Below are 16,567 nucleotides of genomic sequence, written 5' to 3'. Positions count from 1 at the left end.
GTATGAGGGCTCGTTATGCCTGTCCAAGGCCGATTGGGCATCGAGTGATACCTTTCGAGAATCATGTTCTCGCTGGACCAGGTGAGCGCCTTCGTGGCCGTCGCCGAGGAGCTGCACTTCGGCCGGGCGGCGGAGCGACTGGCCATGACCCAGCCGCCGTTGAGCCGCCAGATCCAGAAGCTCGAACGCGCCGTCGGCGCCAAGTTGCTCGAGCGCGACAACCGCCGGGTGGAGCTGACCGAGGCCGGCCGCGCCTTCCTCGGTGAAGCCCGCCGGCTGATCGCACTCGTCGACTCCGCCGGCGACCTGGCCCGCCGGGTCGACCAGGGCGCGGTCGGCACGCTACGACTCGGCTTCACCGCGGCCTCCGCGATCCGTACTCTCGGCCCCCTGCTGCGCCGGCTCTCCGAGGAACTGCCCGGCGTCGACGTGATCCTGCACGAGCGGGTCACGCCCGCCCAGGTGGACGGTCTGCGCCGCGGCGAACTGGACCTCGGTCTCGCCCGTCCGCCGTTCGACTCCGAAGCGCTCGCCTCGCGCGTGATATCCCGCGAGCCCCTGATCGCCGTCGTACCGAGTGACCATCCCCTGGCCTCGGTACGCCGGCCACTGCGGCCGACCGACTTCTCCAACGAGCGGGTGATCAGCTACCACCCGACCCAGGCTCGCTACTTCCACGAACTCACCGTGCGGTTCCTCACCAATGCGCACCCCCGGATCGACCAGCGGGTCCAGCAGATCCTCACCGTGGTGCTGCTGGTCGCCGCCGGCCGCGGAGTTGCCCTGGTCCCGGACTCCGCGCGCTCGCTCGGCATCGCCGGTGTCCAGTACTGCGATCTCATCGACGGCGGCAGCGAATCAGTGGAGGAGGCCGAGATCCCCGGCCGCCCGGTCGAACTGCACGCGATCTGGAACCGCCAGCCGGTCAGCCCCCTGCTCCACCGCGTGCTGGACCTCTTCGACAGCGATGCGCGGTGATGCTTTGAGAGCATCAATGGATACAGAACCGGTCTTGGACAGGCATCAGCGGCCGTCCATACCCTGACGGCGTGACGCCATACTCCCCCGATGCCCTGGCCAGCCGGCTCAAGACCGGGCTGCTCTCCTTCCCGGTCACGGCCTTCGCCGCAGACCTCAGCTTCGACGAGCCCCGCTACCGCGAGCACCTGTCCTGGTTGAGCCAGTACGACGTGGCAGGGCTGTTCGCCGCCGGCGGGACCGGTGAGGGGTTCTCGCTGACCCCGGCCGAGATCGACAGCGTGGTCAAGGCCGCCGTTTCGCAGGTCGACGGCAAGGTCCCCGTGCTCGCTCCCGCGACCGGCGGCACGGCGACCGCGATCGCCCAGGCGCAAGCAGCCGAAGCGGCCGGCGCGGACGGGGTGTTGCTGTTGCCGCCGTACCTGACCGAAGCGGGTCAGCGTGGTCTTGTCGAACACGTCTCCGCCGTCTGCCGCAGTACGAATCTCGGCGTGATCGTCTACAGCCGCGCCAACGCGATCCTCAACGACGTGTCTGTCCTCGAACTGGTCGACCGCAATCCGAACCTGATCGGTTTCAAGGACGGTGTCGGCAACATCGAGATGATGACCCGGATCTACGCGAAGGTCGGCGACCGGCTCACCTACATCGGCGGCCTGCCGACCGCGGAGACGTTCGCGCTGCCGCTGCTGCAACTCGGTGTCAGCACCTACTCGTCGGCGATCTTCAACTTCGTCCCGGAGTTCGCGCTCGGGTTCTACGCCGACGTCCAGAAACAGGACCGGGACAGCGTCTACCGCAAGCTCAACGACTTCGTCCTGCCCTACCTGGACATCCGCGACCGGCAGAAGGGGTACGCCGTGTCGATCGTCAAGGCCGGCCTCACCGCGATCGGCAAACCGGCCGGTCCGGTCCGGCCGCCGCTCCAGGATCTGGACTCCGACGAGCTCGCCCAGTTGGTTGCCCTCATCAACAAGATCGACTGACCATGACGCCGACCATCAGCTCTGTCGAGGTCGTCCCGGTCGCCGGCCACGACAGCATGCTGCTCAACCTCAGTGGCGCGCACGGACCGTACTTCACCCGCAACGTGGTCATCCTGACCGACAGCGACGGCAACACCGGACTCGGTGAAGTCCCGGGCGGTCAGAAGATCACCGCGACGATCACCGACGCCGCCGAACTCGTCGTTGGTCAGGAACTCGCGCGCTACCGCCAGGTGCTCCGATCCGTCGCGCAGGCCTTCGCGGACCGGGACTCCAGCGGCCGCGGCGCCCAGACCTTCGACCTGCGGACCACAGTCCATGCCGTGACCGGTCTGGAGTCCGGCCTCCTCGATCTGCTGGGCAAGCACCTCGGCGTACCGGTCGCGGAGTTGCTCGGCGAAGGGCAGCAGCGGGACAGCGTGCCGATGCTCGGCTACCTCTTCTACGTCGGCGATCCGAGCGTCACCGATCTGCCTTATCTAACTGGTGATGGCGACGGCGATCGCTGGTCGAAGTTGCGCCGGCAGGAGGCGCTGACGCCCGAGGCCGTGGTCGCGCTGGCCGAGGCGGCCCAGGAGCGGTACGGGTTCGCGGACTTCAAGCTCAAGGGCGGCGTCTTCTCCGGCGAGGAGGAGCTGGCCGCCGTCACCGCCCTGGCCCAGCGCTTCCCGGACGCCCGGATCACCCTCGACCCGAACGGCGCTTGGCTGATGAAGGACGCCATCGAACTCTGCACCGGCCGCGACGACGTGCTCGCGTACGCCGAGGACCCGTGCGGCCCGGAAGGCCCGTACTCCGGCCGCGAGACGATGGCCGAGTTCCGCCGGGCCACCGGACTGCGGACCGCGACCAACATGATCGCGACCGACTGGCGCGAACTGAGCCACGCGATCCGGGCGGCGGCGGTCGACATCCCGCTGGCTGATCCGCACTTCTGGACGATGAACGGATCGGTCCGGGTCGCCCAGCTCTGCCATGACTTCGGGCTGACCTGGGGATCGCACTCGAACAACCACTTCGACATCTCGCTGGCGATGTTCACCCACGTCGGCGCGGCGGCTCCCGGCGAGATCACCGCGCTCGACACCCACTGGATCTGGCAGGACGGCCAGGCCCTGACCACGTCACCGCTGCAGATCAAGGGCGGCCGGATCGCCGTACCGACCGGGCCCGGCCTCGGCATCGAACTCGACCGCGACGCACTGGCAGCCGCGCACGAGCTCTACCTCAGCCAGGCCCTCGGCGCCCGCGACGACGCGATCGCCATGCAGTACCTGATCGAAGGCTGGACCTTCGACCCCAAACGCCCCTGCCTGATCCGCTGAAACCGTGCGTCCGAAGAACCGTGCGCTCTAGCGCTCGCTTCTTCGGACGCAACGAATCAGAACAGGGCGGTCATCAGGCGGCGGCGGGCCTTGACGACTCGTTCGTCGTCGGAGCCGACCACCTCGAACAGCTCGAGCAGATGCAGCCGGACGGTGTTGCGCTCGTCGCCCGCGGTCGCCTGGATCGTGCGGATCAGCCGGTTGAACGCGTCCTCGACGTGACCGCCGATCAGGTCCACATCGGCGACCAGCAGCTGCGCCTCGACGTCGGTCGGGTTCTCGGCCGCCCGCGTCCGCACCTCGGCCGGTACGTCGCGGGTCCGCTTCACCAACTGGACCCGGGCCAGCCCGGACTTCGCCTCGGCGTCGTTCGGCGTCTCCTTGAGCAACGTCTCGTACGCCGCGATCGCGCCGTCCAGATCACCTTCGGCAACCGCGTTCTCGGCGGCCTCGTACCGCGGGTCCGGCTCGGGCTCGGCGGCCTCCGCGGGAGCGGCCGGGCCGACCGGTTCGGCGCGCCCGGTGATGCCGTTGGCCACCGCCACGGTCAGCACCTGGTCGACGTACTGCCTGGCCTCGGCGTCCGCGACGGCACCCTGGAACAACGGGACCACCTGACCACGCAGGACGGCGATCACCAAGGGCACCGTCTGGACGCCGACCGCCTGGGCCAGCTGTGGGTTCGCGTCGATGTCGATCCGGGTGAGCAGGAACTTGCCCGCGTACTCGTCGGCCAGCCGGGCCAGCACCGGACCGAGCGACACGGACGCCTGCGACCGTGGCGACCAGAACTCGACCAGCACCGGGTGCTGGACCGACCGCTCGATCACGTCCGCCTGGAAGGTCGGCTCGGTCACGTTCAGCACATAGGCGCCGGCGGCACCCCCACCCGCGGCAGCAGCCCCCGGACCAGCCGACGGACCACCTTGAGCCGGGCCGGCGGCGGGGCCTCCGGGTCGCGCCGGCGGCTTGCGCAGAGCCGACAGGTCGATCGCACCAGGTCGAGTGAAATCACGGTTCATGGCTCTATCCTCTCCGACCGCTCCGGCCGGTGTGGAGCGCGGGTCGCCAGCAGCAGTCTGGCCAGCCCGCTCCGGGTCCCGGCGACGGCGATCCGGACCCCCGCGGTCAGTACCTCGTCGAACGCCGGCGTCCAGTCCCACGTCGCGCCACGCTGCCGGGCCAGCACCCGCAAGCCGCCGCTCTCGTCCAGTTCGCCGAGCCGTTTGCCGACCGCGACCGAGTCCCGCTCGACCGTCACCTCGGTCAGCAGCAGCACGCGCCGTCCGGCCGGCACCGTGGTCTGGCTGCGCCGGTTCGCCACCGCCGCGGCGACCGCCGGCGCGACCAGCATCGACACCGACCGGCTGTGCCCGAGCCCGAGCTGCCGCTCGACCCGCTGGGCCAGGTCGTGGTCGAACATCCGCATCGTGATCCGGGCGTCCTCGTTGAGCTCCCGGACCACCATCGCCGTCTCCAGGTTGGTGATGTCTCCGTTGGTGATCGCCAACACCGCCTGCGCGCGCTGCACCCCGGCCGATCGCAGCGTCTCCTCCAGGCTGCTGTCCCCCATCACCACCGGGATCCGCAACCGGTGCGCCGTCTGTACGCCGGGAGCGTCGTCGTCCTGTTCGACGCCGACGACGGCGACACCGCGCTCGGACATGATCTCCAGCACCCGGGCGCCGACCGTGCCGAGCCCGCAGACGATCACGTGATTCCTCGGCCGGCCGCGGACGCCACCGATCACCCGGGACAGCCGGGCCCCGATCAGCGAGTCGACGATGACCGCGGTGAGCAGCGCGACCAGCACGATGCCGGACAGCTGGACCACGACGGCCGCGACCTTCGCCCACGGCGGGGCGTCCGAGAACACGTTGTCCTCGATCCCCGCCGACGTCACCGCGCCCAGCGCCAGGTAGAGCGCCCGGAGCCAGGGAACGCCCGCGATGTAGTGCATCAGCGCCGTCCCGGTCAGGGCGAAGAGGGCCATCACCGCGGCGATGATCCGGACCCGGCGATCCAGTACGTCACGGGTCGCCATCACCCAGCCGGTCCGGCGGACGTCGCGGGTCCGCCAGACCTTGCGCAGCCCGAGGCCGAGAACCACGTCGGTAGTGGGGTCGGTGCTCTCGGTCGGCAGGAGTTTGGGCGTCGCCGAGTCGGTGCTGTTGGCCAGCGCGGTCACATGGTCGCGGATCAGCTCGGCCGGGCCGGCCACCATCCGGCGTGCACCCACCTCCAGCCAGGTCAGCTCGTCGTCCTCCAACGCGTCGGCGACGAACGCGGGCGCCGCGAGCTGCGGACCGGAGATCACCACACAGTCGCCGAGCAGCTCGTTCAGCTGGGCGCCGAGTCGGGGGTTGACCATCTGCACGATGATGCGCAGGTCCGGATCCATCTCCCGCGCGGTCAACGCGGTATGGACGTTGTGCACGTCGTCCGCGTCGAGCAGGACGAGGGCCCGCGCGGTCGACGGTTTCTTGCCTTCGGCGTCGACCCCGGCGCGGCGTAGTACGGACTCGCTCACCACCCGGACGCCCATCACCTGCTTGGCGCCCAGCTCACTGATCCGGTCGAAGTGCCTCGATGCCGGGTTGACGACCGCGGTCACCAGCTCACCGGAACCGACCAGCTCGGTGACGACCCGCAGCATCGCCCGATCCGATCCGCAGACCACGACACCCCGGTCGTCGTGTGTCTGGGCGGCCGCCTGTTGCTGGGCGACCGCAGCCGCCCGGCCCCGTCGCCGTCCCTGGGGTGTCGCCTCCGCCGGTTCCTCAGAAGCGGGCGGGCTCTCGGTATTCGCCCCACTCGTCCCGAAGAACGTGACAGATTTCCCCCATCGTGGCCTCCGCACGCGCCGCCTCCAGCATGGGTTCGATCAAGCCGCCGGTCCCTCTGGCCGCCTCGACCAGCGCGGTTAGCGTACGACGCACCCGGTCCTCGTCGCGTTGCGTTTTGCGCGTGGCGAGCACCTCGACCTGCTCGATCTCCACCTCATGGCTGACCCGGAGGATCTCCAGCTCGCCGGAAACGGTGTCGGTCAGCGTGTTCACGCCGACGATCTTCTTCTCGCCCTTCTCCAGTTTCTGCTGGTACTCGAACGCGGCGTCGGCGATCTCGGCCATGAACCAGCCGTCCTCGATCCCGCGCAGGATGCCGCCGGTCATCGTGCCGTCCGGGCTCATCTCCTTGATCCGGGCGAAGATCTCCTCGGCCTGCCGCTCGATGTCGTCGGTCAGCGCCTCGACGTACCACGAACCGCCGAGCGGGTCGGCGACGTTGGTGACGCCGATCTCCTCCATCAGCACCGACTGGGTCCGCAGCGCGATCTCGGCCGACTCCTCGGTCGGCAGCGCGAGCGTCTCGTCGAGGGCGTTGGTGTGCAGCGAGTTCGTCCCCCCGAGGATCGCGGCCAGCGCCTCGACCGCCGTACGGACGACGTTGTTGTACGGCTGCTGTGCGGTCAGCGAGACCCCGGCCGTCTGGGTGTGGAACCGCAGCCACTGCGCCTTGTCCGTCTTCGCGCCGTACACGTCCCGCAGCCAGCGCGCCCAGATCCGCCGGCCGGCCCGGAACTTGGCGATCTCCTCGAAGAAGTCCAGGTGGCTGTCGAAGAAGAACGACAACCCGGGCGCGAAGGTGTCGACGTCCATACCGCGGGAGAGCCCGAGCTCGACGTACCCGAACCCGTCGGCCAGCGTGTACGCCAGCTCCTGCGCGGCCGTCGAGCCCGCCTCGCGGATGTGGTAGCCCGAGACGCTCAGCGGCTTGTAGTCCGGGATGTTCGCGGCGCAGTACTCCATCAGGTCGCCGATCAACCGCAGATGGGGTTCCGGCGGGAACAGCCACTCCTTCTGGGCGATGTACTCCTTGAAGATGTCGGTCTGCAGCGTGCCGTTCAGCTTGGTGATGTCGGCGCCCTGCCGCTCGGCCGCGACCAGGTACATGACGAACGCCGGTACGGCGGGCCCGGAGATCGTCATCGACGTGGTGACGTCCTGCAGCGGGATGTCCTTGAACAGCCGGTCCATATCCGTCGCCGAGTCGATCGCCACCCCGCAGTGCCCGACCTCACCGAGCGACTTCGGGTCGTCGGAGTCCCGGCCCATCAACGTCGGCATGTCGAACGCGACCGACAACCCGCCGCCACCGCCGTTCAGGATCATCTTGTACCGCTCGTTGGTCTGCTCCGCATTCCCGAACCCGGCGAACTGCCGAATCGTCCAGGTCCGCCCGCGGTACCCCGTCGGATACAGCCCCCGCGTGAACGGAAACTCCCCCGGCCACCCGATCCGCTCCATCCGCGGGTCGTCCACACCCTCGGGAGGCCCGTAGACGGGCTCGACCTGGGTGCCGGAGAGGGTGGTGAAGTCCGCCTCCCGCTTCCGCGCCGCGTCGTACCGCTGCTGCCACCGGCTCCGGCCGGCGGCGACCTGCTCGGCATCCATCAGTCAGACCTCCTCGGGAACTGATCCCAAAATACTAGGACGTCCAACTATTTCCAACCCACCGCAGCTCACTGGCTGGCCGTCCGGGGAGAGAAATGTCGCGTCAGAGGCCAAGAACCCGCCCCGATCGGCGGAGAAACCCTCCCCGTTCCGCATGGTCTCCCCGCCGAACTCAGCCGGCCAGCCGCAACCCTCGGCGGCGGGTCTGCTCGCGGGGATCGGGCACCGGGGCGGCCTCCAGCAAGCGGACCGTGTACGGATCCTGCGGAGCCCGTAGTACCGCCTCTCGATCCCCCTGCTCGACGATCCGTCCCCCGCTCATCACCGCTACCCGATCGCTGACCTGATCCACCACCGCCAGATCGTGGCTTATGAACAGGCAGGCGAAATCGAACCGCTCCTGAACCGACCGGAACAGCTCCAGCACGGTCGCCTGCACCGACACATCCAATGCCGACGTCGGCTCGTCCGCGATCAGCAGCGCCGGATCCAGCGAGATCGCCCGGGCAATCGACACCCGCTGCCGCTGACCACCCGACAACTCATGCGGATACCGCCCGTACCACGCGCTCGGCAGCTCCACACTCTCCAGCAGCTCCTCCACCCGCCCACGCAGCTCGACCCCACGCACACCACGATGTACGGCGAGCGGCTCCCCGATCGACTGGCCGATCGTGGCCCGCGGATTCAACGAACCAGTCGGATTCTGAAAGACCACGCCGATCCGGGACCGCGCCTCCCGCAGTACTGCGGACGTCCCCGCCGTCATCGGCTGCCCGGCGACACGCACCTGACCCGCCGTGATCGGCGCAAGACCAAGCACCGACTTACCGATCGTCGACTTCCCCGAACCCGACTCACCGACCAGCCCGGTGATCTCCCCCGGCTTCAACTCCAGGTTCACGTCATCGACAGCGCGAACGATCTTGCCCCGACGTCCGCGATACTCGACCACCAACGACTCGATCGCCAGCGCCGGCACGACGCCACCGTCAACCCCAGAGGCCGTACTGTCGCGCCCCCGACTCCGCGGTACCGCGTCCAGCAACGCCTTTGTGTACGGCTGCGAGGGCCGGTCGAAGAGATCGTGGACCTCGGCCGTCTCCACCACGGATCCCTGCCGCATCACCACCACCCGGTCCGCCACATCGGCGACGACGCCCATGTCGTGGGTGATGATCAGGATCGAGCCGGAGATCTTCGACCGCATCGCGAGCAGGACGTCGAGCACCTCCTGCTGGACCGTCACGTCCAGCGCCGTCGTCGGCTCGTCCGCGATCAGCAGCTCGGGATCACAGGCCACGGCGATCGCGATCATCACCCGCTGGCACTGACCGCCCGACAACTGATGCGGGTAGTAGCGCAACCGGGCCTCGGGCTCGGGGATCCCGACCAGCTCCAGCAGCTCGATCGCCCGCGAGCGCACCTCCGCCCGGGACAGCGACGGCTGGTGCGCCCGGATCATCTCGATCAGCTGATACCCGATCGAGAACACCGGGTCGAGCGCGCCGACCGGATCCTGGAAGATCATCGCGACCCGCCGCCCCCGCAACGCGGTCAGCTCCGCGCGCGACATCGCCAGCACGTCCTCACCGGCAAAGCTGATCCGCCCACCGACGGATGCGTTCGGCGGCAGCAGCCCGAGCGCGGCCAGCGAAGTGACGCTCTTGCCCGACCCCGACTCCCCCACGACCGCGAGCACCTCGCCCGGCCGGACCGCGAAACTCACCTTGTCTACGGCGCGATGCGTCGTACCGCCGACCTGGAAGTCGACCGTCAGGTCCTCGAACCGCAAGACATCGTCGCTCACTCACCCTCCTCGGCGTCGAGCTTGTCCCGGTACTCCTGCCAGTCGGCCAGCATCTTCCGGTGGTACGACGTCAGCCACTCGAAGTAGTTGCGCGCGTTCCGCAGCCGCTTCCGCGGACCGGGCATGCCGTCGGGCAACTCAGTGAGCATGTCCTCGAAGAGCTGCCGTTGTTTGCCGAGGGACCGGCGCTCGCCCGCCAGGAAGCTGCCCCAGATGTCGTCGTCGACCTTGAAGTAGTGACTGCGATCCCCCGGTACGGCGTGCCGGGCGACGAACCCGAGGTCGATCAGCCGGCGCGTCGTACTCGAGATCGAGCCGGCACTCGCCGACAGCGCCCGGGCCAGCTCGGCCGACGACACGTACGGTTTGTTGCTCACCATCAGATAGCCGAGCACCCGCCCCTCCATCCGCGGCGAGCCGGCCAGCTCTCTCAGCAGGGCGAACTGCTCGACGAAGTCCGCGCGGCGCGAGTCCTCCTCCCACGCATCGTCGTCAACCATGTTTGACTCCTTCCCCGCCCCGCCGCCCCGGTCTGGCCTTGACTCCTTCCCCGCCCCACCGCCCCGGTCTGGCCTTGACTCCTTCCCCGCCCCACCGCCCCGGTCTGGCATCACGACCTCCTTGCCAACGAGTGCACCTCGGCATCCGCGATCTGCGCCGATCGACGCGCCCGGAACACCTCGACCGGCCACCGCGAGCTCCCGCCGTACCGGACGACCGACGGCTGCCCGTCCGCGTCCCACCTGTACTCCACCTTCTCGCCGATCGAGCCATAACCGGCGGCAGGTACGACGGCCAGCGTGTTCTCGTCGATGACCTGGAGCTCCTCGTAGCTCTCGACCGGGTTCGGCGCCGCCGGGAAGAACGCGACCAGCCGCCCGCCGAGCAGCGAAACGCTGATCACGCCCATCAGGTTCGCGAAGTTCCCGCAGAACCGCCGCGCATCGATATCGGCAGGCACCTGAGTTCCGGCCGGAGGCTGCGCGGCCAGGTTGAGCAGCTTCACGACGCCGGTCGCGAGCGCCTCGGCCGGACCCCCGATGCAGTTGGTGAGCACCGACACGACGAGCTGGTCGACTGGGTCGATGAAGGTCCGGGTGATGTGGCCCGGGTACCCACCGCTGTGCCCGACCAGCCGCCGGTCGCCGATCGTGCCGATGATCATCCCGAGCCCGTACCGTCCGATCTCGTTGCCGTGGGCATTGATCAGGCTCTCGTCCCGCTGCAGCAGCCGCTTGCTCGCATCCGTCAGCAGCTGCTCGGCCCCGAAGAAGTGCGCGGCGCCGTACGACGTCAGATCCTCGGCGGTGGAGTAGAAGCCAGTGGCCGCGGCCATCGCGCGAGTGTCGACGTGCGGGATCGTCTGACGTACGTCGCTGCCGTCGAGCAGACCGGTATGGCCGGCGGCGTACTCACCGGCGCGCAGCGGGTCCCATTCGGCGCCGGTGTTGGTCAGGCCGAGCCGGCCGATGATGTTGGCCTCGACGTAGTCGCCGTACGACAGCCCGCTCGCAGCCTCGATCACCAGGCCGAGCAGGGAGTAGCCGATGTTGGTGTACTTGAAGTATTCGTTCGGTTCGAAGATCCGGCCGTTCGCCAGGCACAGCGCGATCAGCGCCTCCCGGTCCGGGAACGGGTCCATCAGCTGCCAGTAGTCCTTGTCCACGCCGTCGCGGATCACGCCGCCCTGGTGGCCGAGCAGTTCCCGCACGGTGACCGGGCCGAGTGCGCTGCCGGCGAGTTCGGCGATATGGGCGTCGACCGGGTCGTCCAGCCGGACCTTGCCCTGCTCGACGAGTTGCAGGATCGAGGTCGCGGTGAAGGTCTTGGAGTGCGACGCGATCCGGAACAGGTGGTCCGTGCCCAGCGGCGTACCGGCGACCTCGTCGCTGTAGCCGAGCGCGATCGACAGCACGAGTTCGTCACCGACTCGGACCGCTGCCTGCACTCCCGGCGTCCTGAGGTAGCGACGCTGGTAGTCGAGCCAGTTTTGCAACGCGGGAGCGGCTTCTCGGGCGGTGGTGAGACCGAAACCGGCCGGGGCGGCGGGGTGGGTGGGGACAGTCAAGGCGGCGTCCGTTCTGTCGTGGCCATGGATCGTGGATGTCATTCAGGAGCGTCCCTTCGGGTTCACCGCGTCGCGGAGTACGTCGCCGAGGGTGATCAGGCTCAGTACGGTCGCGGCGAGGAAGATGCCCGGGTAGATCAGTGTGTGCGGTGCCTGCTGGAATCGCGACTGCGCGGTGGCGAGTTGCAGACCCCACGAGATCGACGGCGGTCGCAGGCCCAGACCGAGGAAGGTCAGCGTCGACTCCGCGACGATCACGCCGCCGACGGTCAACGTAGCGACCGCGAGCACCGGGCCGATCGCGTTCGGCAGCACATAGTGGGTGAGGATCCGCAGGGTCGGGAACCCCATCGCCTTCGCCGCTTGCACGTACTCCGCGTCGCGGGTCGCGCGGACCGTCGTACGGACCATCCGGGCCAGCGTCGGCCAGGAGAACAACGCCAGCACCAGCGAGATCGACAGCACCGACCGATCACCCAGACTGTTCAGCGCCACGATCGCGCCGAGCAGGAACGGGAACCCGAGGAAGACATCGGTCAGCCGGGCGAGCACCGAATCGGTCCAGCCGCCGACGTAGCCGGCCAGCGTGCCGATCAGTACGGCGATGACCAGCGCGATCAACGTGCAGAACAGGCCGACCGCCAACGACGCGCGGGCACCGTGTACGACGTTCGTGTAGACGTCGCAGCCCTGCAGATCCTGGCCGAACGGATGCCCTGGCGACGACGGCCGCGCGCTGGCGGACAGGTCACAAGCCCGCGGATCGTCACTGCCGAACCAGCCCCCGACCCAGCCCGGGAAGGCGGCCAGCAGGACCAGTACGGCGAGCACGGCCAGCGGAACCCAGAACAGCACCCGCTTCCGGACCGTCGCCCAGACCCCGCGACCGCCCAGCGTGTCCTCCTCGACGGCCTGGGCCAGTACTTGGTCAGTCATGGCGAATCCTCGGGTCGAGCAACGAGTTGAGCAGGTCGACCACCACACTGGTCAGCAGGAAGATCAGGATCAGCGCCGTCGCGATCCCCACCACGGTCGGGCCTTCGTGCACCCGGATCGACTCGAACAACAGCTGACCGACGCCCGGCAGGTTGAAGATGCCCTCGGTGACAACGGCACCGCCGAGTAACGCGCCGAGGTCGATCGCGAGATAAGTCAGCACCGGGATCGACGAGTTGCGCAGCACGTGGATGCCGATCACGCGCCGCCTGGTCAACCCCTTCGCCCACAGCGCCCGGACGAAGTCGGAGCTCATCGTGTCGACCACGCTGCCCCGGGTCAGCCGGGCGACCGCGGCCAGTCCGTAGATCGCCAGCACCGTTGCCGGCAGCAAGTAAGACAGCGGCCAGCCGTCGTTCACCCCGGCGATCGGCACCAGCGACAGCTTGACGCCGAAGACCAGCTGGGCCGTCACCGCCATCACGAAGATCGGCACCGACGCGACCAGGATCGTCATGATCAGCACGCCCCGGTCGATCCAGGTGTTCTTCCGCAGCCCGGCGAGCAGACCGAGTCCTACCCCGATCACGACCTGGATGATCCACGCCGTCACCGCCAGCCGGATCGTCACCGGCCAGCGGGTCGCCAGCCGTTCTGCGACCGACCGGCCGCGGAAGTCGACGCCGAGGTCACCGGTGAGCAGGTTGCCGATGTAGCGGAAGTACTGCGACCAGAGCGGATCGTTCAGGTGGTAGAGCTCCCGAATCCGCTCCACCACCTGCGGCGACAGGGGCTGGTCCCCGCCGAGGCTGGAGATCGGGTCGCCCGGCAGCGCCCAGACCGCCGCGTAGATCGCGAACGTGACGCCGAAGAAGACCAGCACCAGTTCGATCACCCGGCGGATCGTGAATCTCAGCATCCCTTCCGCCTGACCGCGTCGAGAAGGGCGAGAGTGGCGGCGTACTGGACTCCAACGAGGTGGTTGATCGGGACCCGGTGCAACTCGGGCTCGAGCGTGGCGGCCTCGTCCTGCCATTCGCGATAGACGGCACCCAGTCGCTTGGCGAGGGGATGCAGTCCGGCGGCCGCGCTACCCCGGGCGATCTCCCCGTCGATCGCGCGCACCAGCATCCCGCCGTACCGGAGCCGGAGCAATCGGGTGACGTCGCGCAGCCCGAACGCCTCCGCGACCGTCGCTCGCCGCTCCGGGTCCTCCTGTTCCGCCCGGAGCTTGTCGCGTTGCGGACGTTTGACCAAGTACGGGAGGAACGCGGCCGTCGCCCGGACCAGTTGCGAGTCGTCCGACAGGTACGGCCGGGCCGCCTCGAAGATCTCCATCAGCGCCTCGAGATTCCCGGCCAGCTCGTCCGCCGCGGCCGTGAGCGCGTCGCGGTAGGCCAGGTCGGTCGGCGACTGATCGTCGATCGCGGGATGCGTCCAGTACGGCAACTCGGCGACCAGACTCACCGTGCCGTGCCGTTGCGCGTACTCCGCCGACGATCCGCCGGAGCCCGTGTATGGCGTCATCCCCAGGCTCTCTGCGTAGTCGTACGTCGCCTTCGCGGAGATCATCTCGTACACCGCCGGGCCGAGCGGTTTCGCGGCCGGCGTCTCGGGTTCGCCCAGGTCCAGCGGCAGCTCGAAGTCGGCGGCGATCGCGTGCAACTCGGCGACGAACCCGTCGAGCTCCTCGGTGACGTAGTAGTAGACGCCACCGAGCTCGGTGTTGTGCAGCGACACCGCGATGATCGGCTTCAGCTCGTCGATCACCCGCATCAGGGCGAACGCCTCCGGCATCACCGCGTCGAAGTACGCCGCCTTGTGCTGGAAGGGAAACGACCACTCCACCTGCTCGGCCGGCGCCGGACGGTAGAAGTTGGCGGTGTAGGTCACCCGGTCCCACGGGCCGTCGAACCAGCCCTCGTTCAGCCGGGTCCCGTCCGGGTCGATGCAGCCGATGATGTTCCACCGGCAGGACTTGCGGAGTTCCTCATCGGCGCAAAGGTCCTCGGCGAGCCGGATCGCGGTCCAGAAACCGATCGGCTCGTTCGGGTGGACGCCGGCGTAGACGAGTGCGTTGTCGGGGCCGTCGCCGATCGAGTACATGGTCAGCGGTTCGCCCAGCCTCGACGTACCGATCCTGCGCGTTGTCACGAGGTCCGGGTGGCGGTCGGCCAGGTTGTCGAGGGTTGCGTTGATCTCGTCGACGCCGGGGAAGTGGTCGACTTCGGGGACGCGGTGGGCCCGCTCCAGGATCTGCTGGAGCGGGCCTGCCGTCGGTGTGGTGCTGCCCATCAGCTCTCGGCCACGGCGGTGTTCTCGAGTTCCAGGCTGCCCGCGCCCTCGGCCAGCTTGGCGATCCGGTCCGACGTGGCGTAGGTGTACTTCTCAAAGAACATCGGCGGTGCCGGGAAGTCCTTGAGGATCTCCTTCTGCACCCCGACGTAGCCCTCGATCGCCTTCTGCGGATCGACCTGCGCGTCCGCCTTGGCGAGCAGCTGCTCCACCTCGTCGGTGTAGTACGGGATGCAGTTCACGCAGCCGCCGGCCTTGGTGTAGAAGGAGCGAAGGGTGTTCTGCTGGCTGGCGTACAGGGCGCCCCAGCGGGAGAAGTACGGGCCGCTCAGGTTCTTGTCGTTGCGCAGTTTCTGGAACTCCGGGAAGTCCGTGGTCGGCGTCGCGGTGACGTCCTTGATGCCGAGGTTCTGCCGGAGCTGGTTGGCGTAGGCGTTGTAGAGGTCGTCGAGGCCGGAGCCGCCGGGGTACCGGATCTCCATCTTGCCGGTGAAGCCGCCCGCGTCGGCGAGGAGCTGCTTGGCCTTGGTGGGGTTGAAGGTGCACAGCTCGCCGCACAACCCGACCGGCGTACCGGGCTCGCCTGGTGGGGTCAGCGCGGTGGCCGGGGTCCAGATGCCGCCGTAGATCACGTTGCTGACGGCCTGCCGGTCGATCGCCATCGAGATCGCCTGCCGGACCCGGACGTCGGCGTACCGCTTGTCCCACAGCGGCAGGCCGAGGTAGCTCATCCCGAGGCCCTCGAACACGTAGGCCCGGTCGCCGAAGTCCTGCTTCACCTGCGCCATCCGGGCCGCCGGGACGAACAGGATGTCGGTGTTGTTCGCCTGGACGTCGGTGTACGCCGTGGTCATGTCGGTGTACGGCTTGAACACGATCTCGTCGACGGTCGGCTTCGGGCCCTGATAGTTGCCGTAGGCCTTGACCGTCATCGGCTCGTTCTCGGCGTAGCTGCCGGCCATCTCGAACGGGCCGTTGCCGATCGGCTTGTGGGCGAAGCCGTCGAAGTCGGCGTACGCCGCCTCGGGCAGTGGGAAGAACCCGGTCTGCGCCTGCGACAACTGGGTCGGGAACTGACCGTCGGGGCTCTTCAGCGTGACCGTGAAGGTGAGGTCGTCGACGACCTTGAGACCGGACAGCGTCGTGGTGGCGGGCTTGCCCTTGGCCGGGTTCAGCGCGTCGTAGCCGGCGATGTTGATCAGCTGGCCGCTGTTCTCCCAGGCGTTCGGGCCGTACGCGACGGTGCTCCACGCCTTCACGTAGCTGTTCGCGGTGACCTTCTCGCCGTTGTGGAAGGTCCAGTCGGGACGCAGCTTGATCGTCCAGTGCACGGCATCGGCCGACTTCACCGACTCGGCGTTGAGGTAGGTCAGGGTGCCGTCGCTCTTGACGAAGGTGAGCGACGAGAAGAGCACCTTGGACTGGGCGAACGCGATCGTCTGCCGGCCCGGGTTCAGCGTCACCGGGTCCGCCACGGCGTACGAGATCGACTTGGTACCGCCCTCGGCCGACCCGCCGGAACCACCACCGGAGCAGCCGGTCAGGGTCAGGGCACCTGCGAGCAGAACAGCGGCCGACCGCGCAGCACGGCGTTTCATCGGACCTCCAGGGGACTTTGCGGCCCCATCCACGAGGCCGACCCTGCCGATCTTGGAGCCTCTCGCGATGCCCCGCAATAGGAAACCCTCAGAAGTTTCAGTAGGAAATGAACTTTT

Annotated in this window: 13 protein-coding genes; 3 read left to right on the top strand and 10 right to left on the bottom strand. The window is 68.5% G+C overall.

Features of this window, described 5'->3' with window-relative positions:
• Window positions 1-63: 63 nt before the first annotated feature.
• From EV643_RS06120 to EV643_RS06110, 3 genes are all read left to right on the top strand, one after another.
• Window positions 64-978, top strand: a complete 915-nt coding sequence (locus tag EV643_RS06120) for a LysR substrate-binding domain-containing protein (RefSeq protein ID WP_133798973.1) — start codon at window positions 64-66, stop codon at window positions 976-978.
• Between the two features lie 71 nt (window positions 979-1,049).
• Window positions 1,050-1,964, top strand: coding sequence for a 5-dehydro-4-deoxyglucarate dehydratase (gene kdgD, locus EV643_RS06115; protein WP_133798972.1), 915 nt, complete (start codon window positions 1,050-1,052; stop codon window positions 1,962-1,964).
• A 2-nt stretch (window positions 1,965-1,966) separates the two neighbouring features.
• A complete protein-coding gene (locus EV643_RS06110; RefSeq protein WP_202869409.1) occupies window positions 1,967-3,289 on the top strand; it encodes an enolase C-terminal domain-like protein in 1,323 nt (440 codons plus the stop codon).
• 56 nt (window positions 3,290-3,345) lie between these two features.
• On the opposite strand, the gene EV643_RS06105 is transcribed toward EV643_RS06110, so the two are convergent.
• The 10 genes from EV643_RS06105 to EV643_RS06060 all read right to left on the bottom strand — a co-directional run bounded on the left by EV643_RS06105 (window position 3,346) and on the right by EV643_RS06060 (window position 16,450).
• The gene (locus EV643_RS06105; protein ID WP_133798970.1) at window positions 3,346-4,311 is read right to left on the bottom strand and encodes a co-chaperone YbbN; all 966 of its coding nucleotides are present in this window, start codon (window positions 4,309-4,311) and stop codon (window positions 3,346-3,348) included.
• Window positions 4,308-6,149 carry an NAD-binding protein gene (locus EV643_RS06100; RefSeq protein WP_133798969.1) on the bottom strand — a complete coding sequence of 614 codons (1,842 nt, stop codon included), beginning with the start codon at window positions 6,147-6,149 and terminating at the stop codon, window positions 4,308-4,310. Before EV643_RS06100 ends, EV643_RS06105 begins: the two co-directional genes overlap by 4 nt.
• Window positions 6,070-7,743 (bottom strand): coenzyme B12-dependent isobutyryl-CoA mutase large subunit, encoded by a 1,674-nt coding sequence (gene icmA, locus EV643_RS06095; RefSeq protein WP_133798968.1) that lies wholly within the window; start codon window positions 7,741-7,743, stop codon window positions 6,070-6,072. The genes EV643_RS06100 and icmA overlap by 80 nt, the downstream gene beginning before the upstream one ends.
• 172 nt (window positions 7,744-7,915) lie before the next feature.
• Entirely contained in the window at window positions 7,916-9,553 is a 1,638-nt protein-coding gene (locus EV643_RS06090; protein WP_133798967.1) for a dipeptide ABC transporter ATP-binding protein, read from the bottom strand.
• Entirely contained in the window at window positions 9,550-10,053 is a 504-nt protein-coding gene (locus EV643_RS06085) for a GbsR/MarR family transcriptional regulator (RefSeq protein ID WP_133798966.1), read from the bottom strand. The genes EV643_RS06090 and EV643_RS06085 overlap by 4 nt, the downstream gene beginning before the upstream one ends.
• Window positions 10,054-10,163: 110 nt before the next feature.
• Window positions 10,164-11,663 (bottom strand): serine hydrolase domain-containing protein, encoded by a 1,500-nt coding sequence (locus EV643_RS06080; RefSeq protein ID WP_133798965.1) that lies wholly within the window; start codon window positions 11,661-11,663, stop codon window positions 10,164-10,166.
• Window positions 11,664-12,557 (bottom strand): ABC transporter permease, encoded by an 894-nt coding sequence (locus EV643_RS06075; RefSeq protein WP_133798964.1) that lies wholly within the window; start codon window positions 12,555-12,557, stop codon window positions 11,664-11,666.
• A complete protein-coding gene (locus EV643_RS06070; protein ID WP_133798963.1) occupies window positions 12,550-13,476 on the bottom strand; it encodes an ABC transporter permease in 927 nt (308 codons plus the stop codon). Before EV643_RS06070 ends, EV643_RS06075 begins: the two co-directional genes overlap by 8 nt.
• Window positions 13,470-14,852 carry a M14 family zinc carboxypeptidase gene (locus EV643_RS06065; RefSeq protein ID WP_133798962.1) on the bottom strand — a complete coding sequence of 461 codons (1,383 nt, stop codon included), beginning with the start codon at window positions 14,850-14,852 and terminating at the stop codon, window positions 13,470-13,472. Before EV643_RS06065 ends, EV643_RS06070 begins: the two co-directional genes overlap by 7 nt.
• Window positions 14,852-16,450, bottom strand: coding sequence for a peptide ABC transporter substrate-binding protein (locus EV643_RS06060; protein WP_133798961.1), 1,599 nt, complete (start codon window positions 16,448-16,450; stop codon window positions 14,852-14,854). Before EV643_RS06060 ends, EV643_RS06065 begins: the two co-directional genes overlap by 1 nt.
• Window positions 16,451-16,567 lie beyond the last annotated feature (117 nt).

This window comes from Kribbella caucasensis (assembly GCF_004361855.1).
Classification (GTDB): domain Bacteria; phylum Actinomycetota; class Actinomycetes; order Propionibacteriales; family Kribbellaceae; genus Kribbella; species Kribbella caucasensis.
This window is presented reverse-complemented; position numbering and strand designations above follow the sequence as displayed.

Coding starts and splice junctions, on each gene's coding strand:
- EV643_RS06075 (WP_133798964.1), bottom strand. CDS start 12,557: ATGACTGACCAAGTACTGGCCCAGGCCGTCGAGGAGGACACGCTGGGC.
- EV643_RS06080 (WP_133798965.1), bottom strand. CDS start 11,663: ATGACATCCACGATCCATGGCCACGACAGAACGGACGCCGCCTTGACT.
- EV643_RS06065 (WP_133798962.1), bottom strand. CDS start 14,852: ATGGGCAGCACCACACCGACGGCAGGCCCGCTCCAGCAGATCCTGGAG.
- EV643_RS06110 (WP_202869409.1), top strand. CDS start 1,967: ATGACGCCGACCATCAGCTCTGTCGAGGTCGTCCCGGTCGCCGGCCAC.
- EV643_RS06120 (WP_133798973.1), top strand. CDS start 64: ATGTTCTCGCTGGACCAGGTGAGCGCCTTCGTGGCCGTCGCCGAGGAG.
- EV643_RS06105 (WP_133798970.1), bottom strand. CDS start 4,311: ATGAACCGTGATTTCACTCGACCTGGTGCGATCGACCTGTCGGCTCTG.
- EV643_RS06070 (WP_133798963.1), bottom strand. CDS start 13,476: ATGCTGAGATTCACGATCCGCCGGGTGATCGAACTGGTGCTGGTCTTC.
- EV643_RS06085 (WP_133798966.1), bottom strand. CDS start 10,053: ATGGTTGACGACGATGCGTGGGAGGAGGACTCGCGCCGCGCGGACTTC.
- EV643_RS06060 (WP_133798961.1), bottom strand. CDS start 16,450: ATGAAACGCCGTGCTGCGCGGTCGGCCGCTGTTCTGCTCGCAGGTGCC.
- icmA (WP_133798968.1), bottom strand. CDS start 7,743: ATGGATGCCGAGCAGGTCGCCGCCGGCCGGAGCCGGTGGCAGCAGCGG.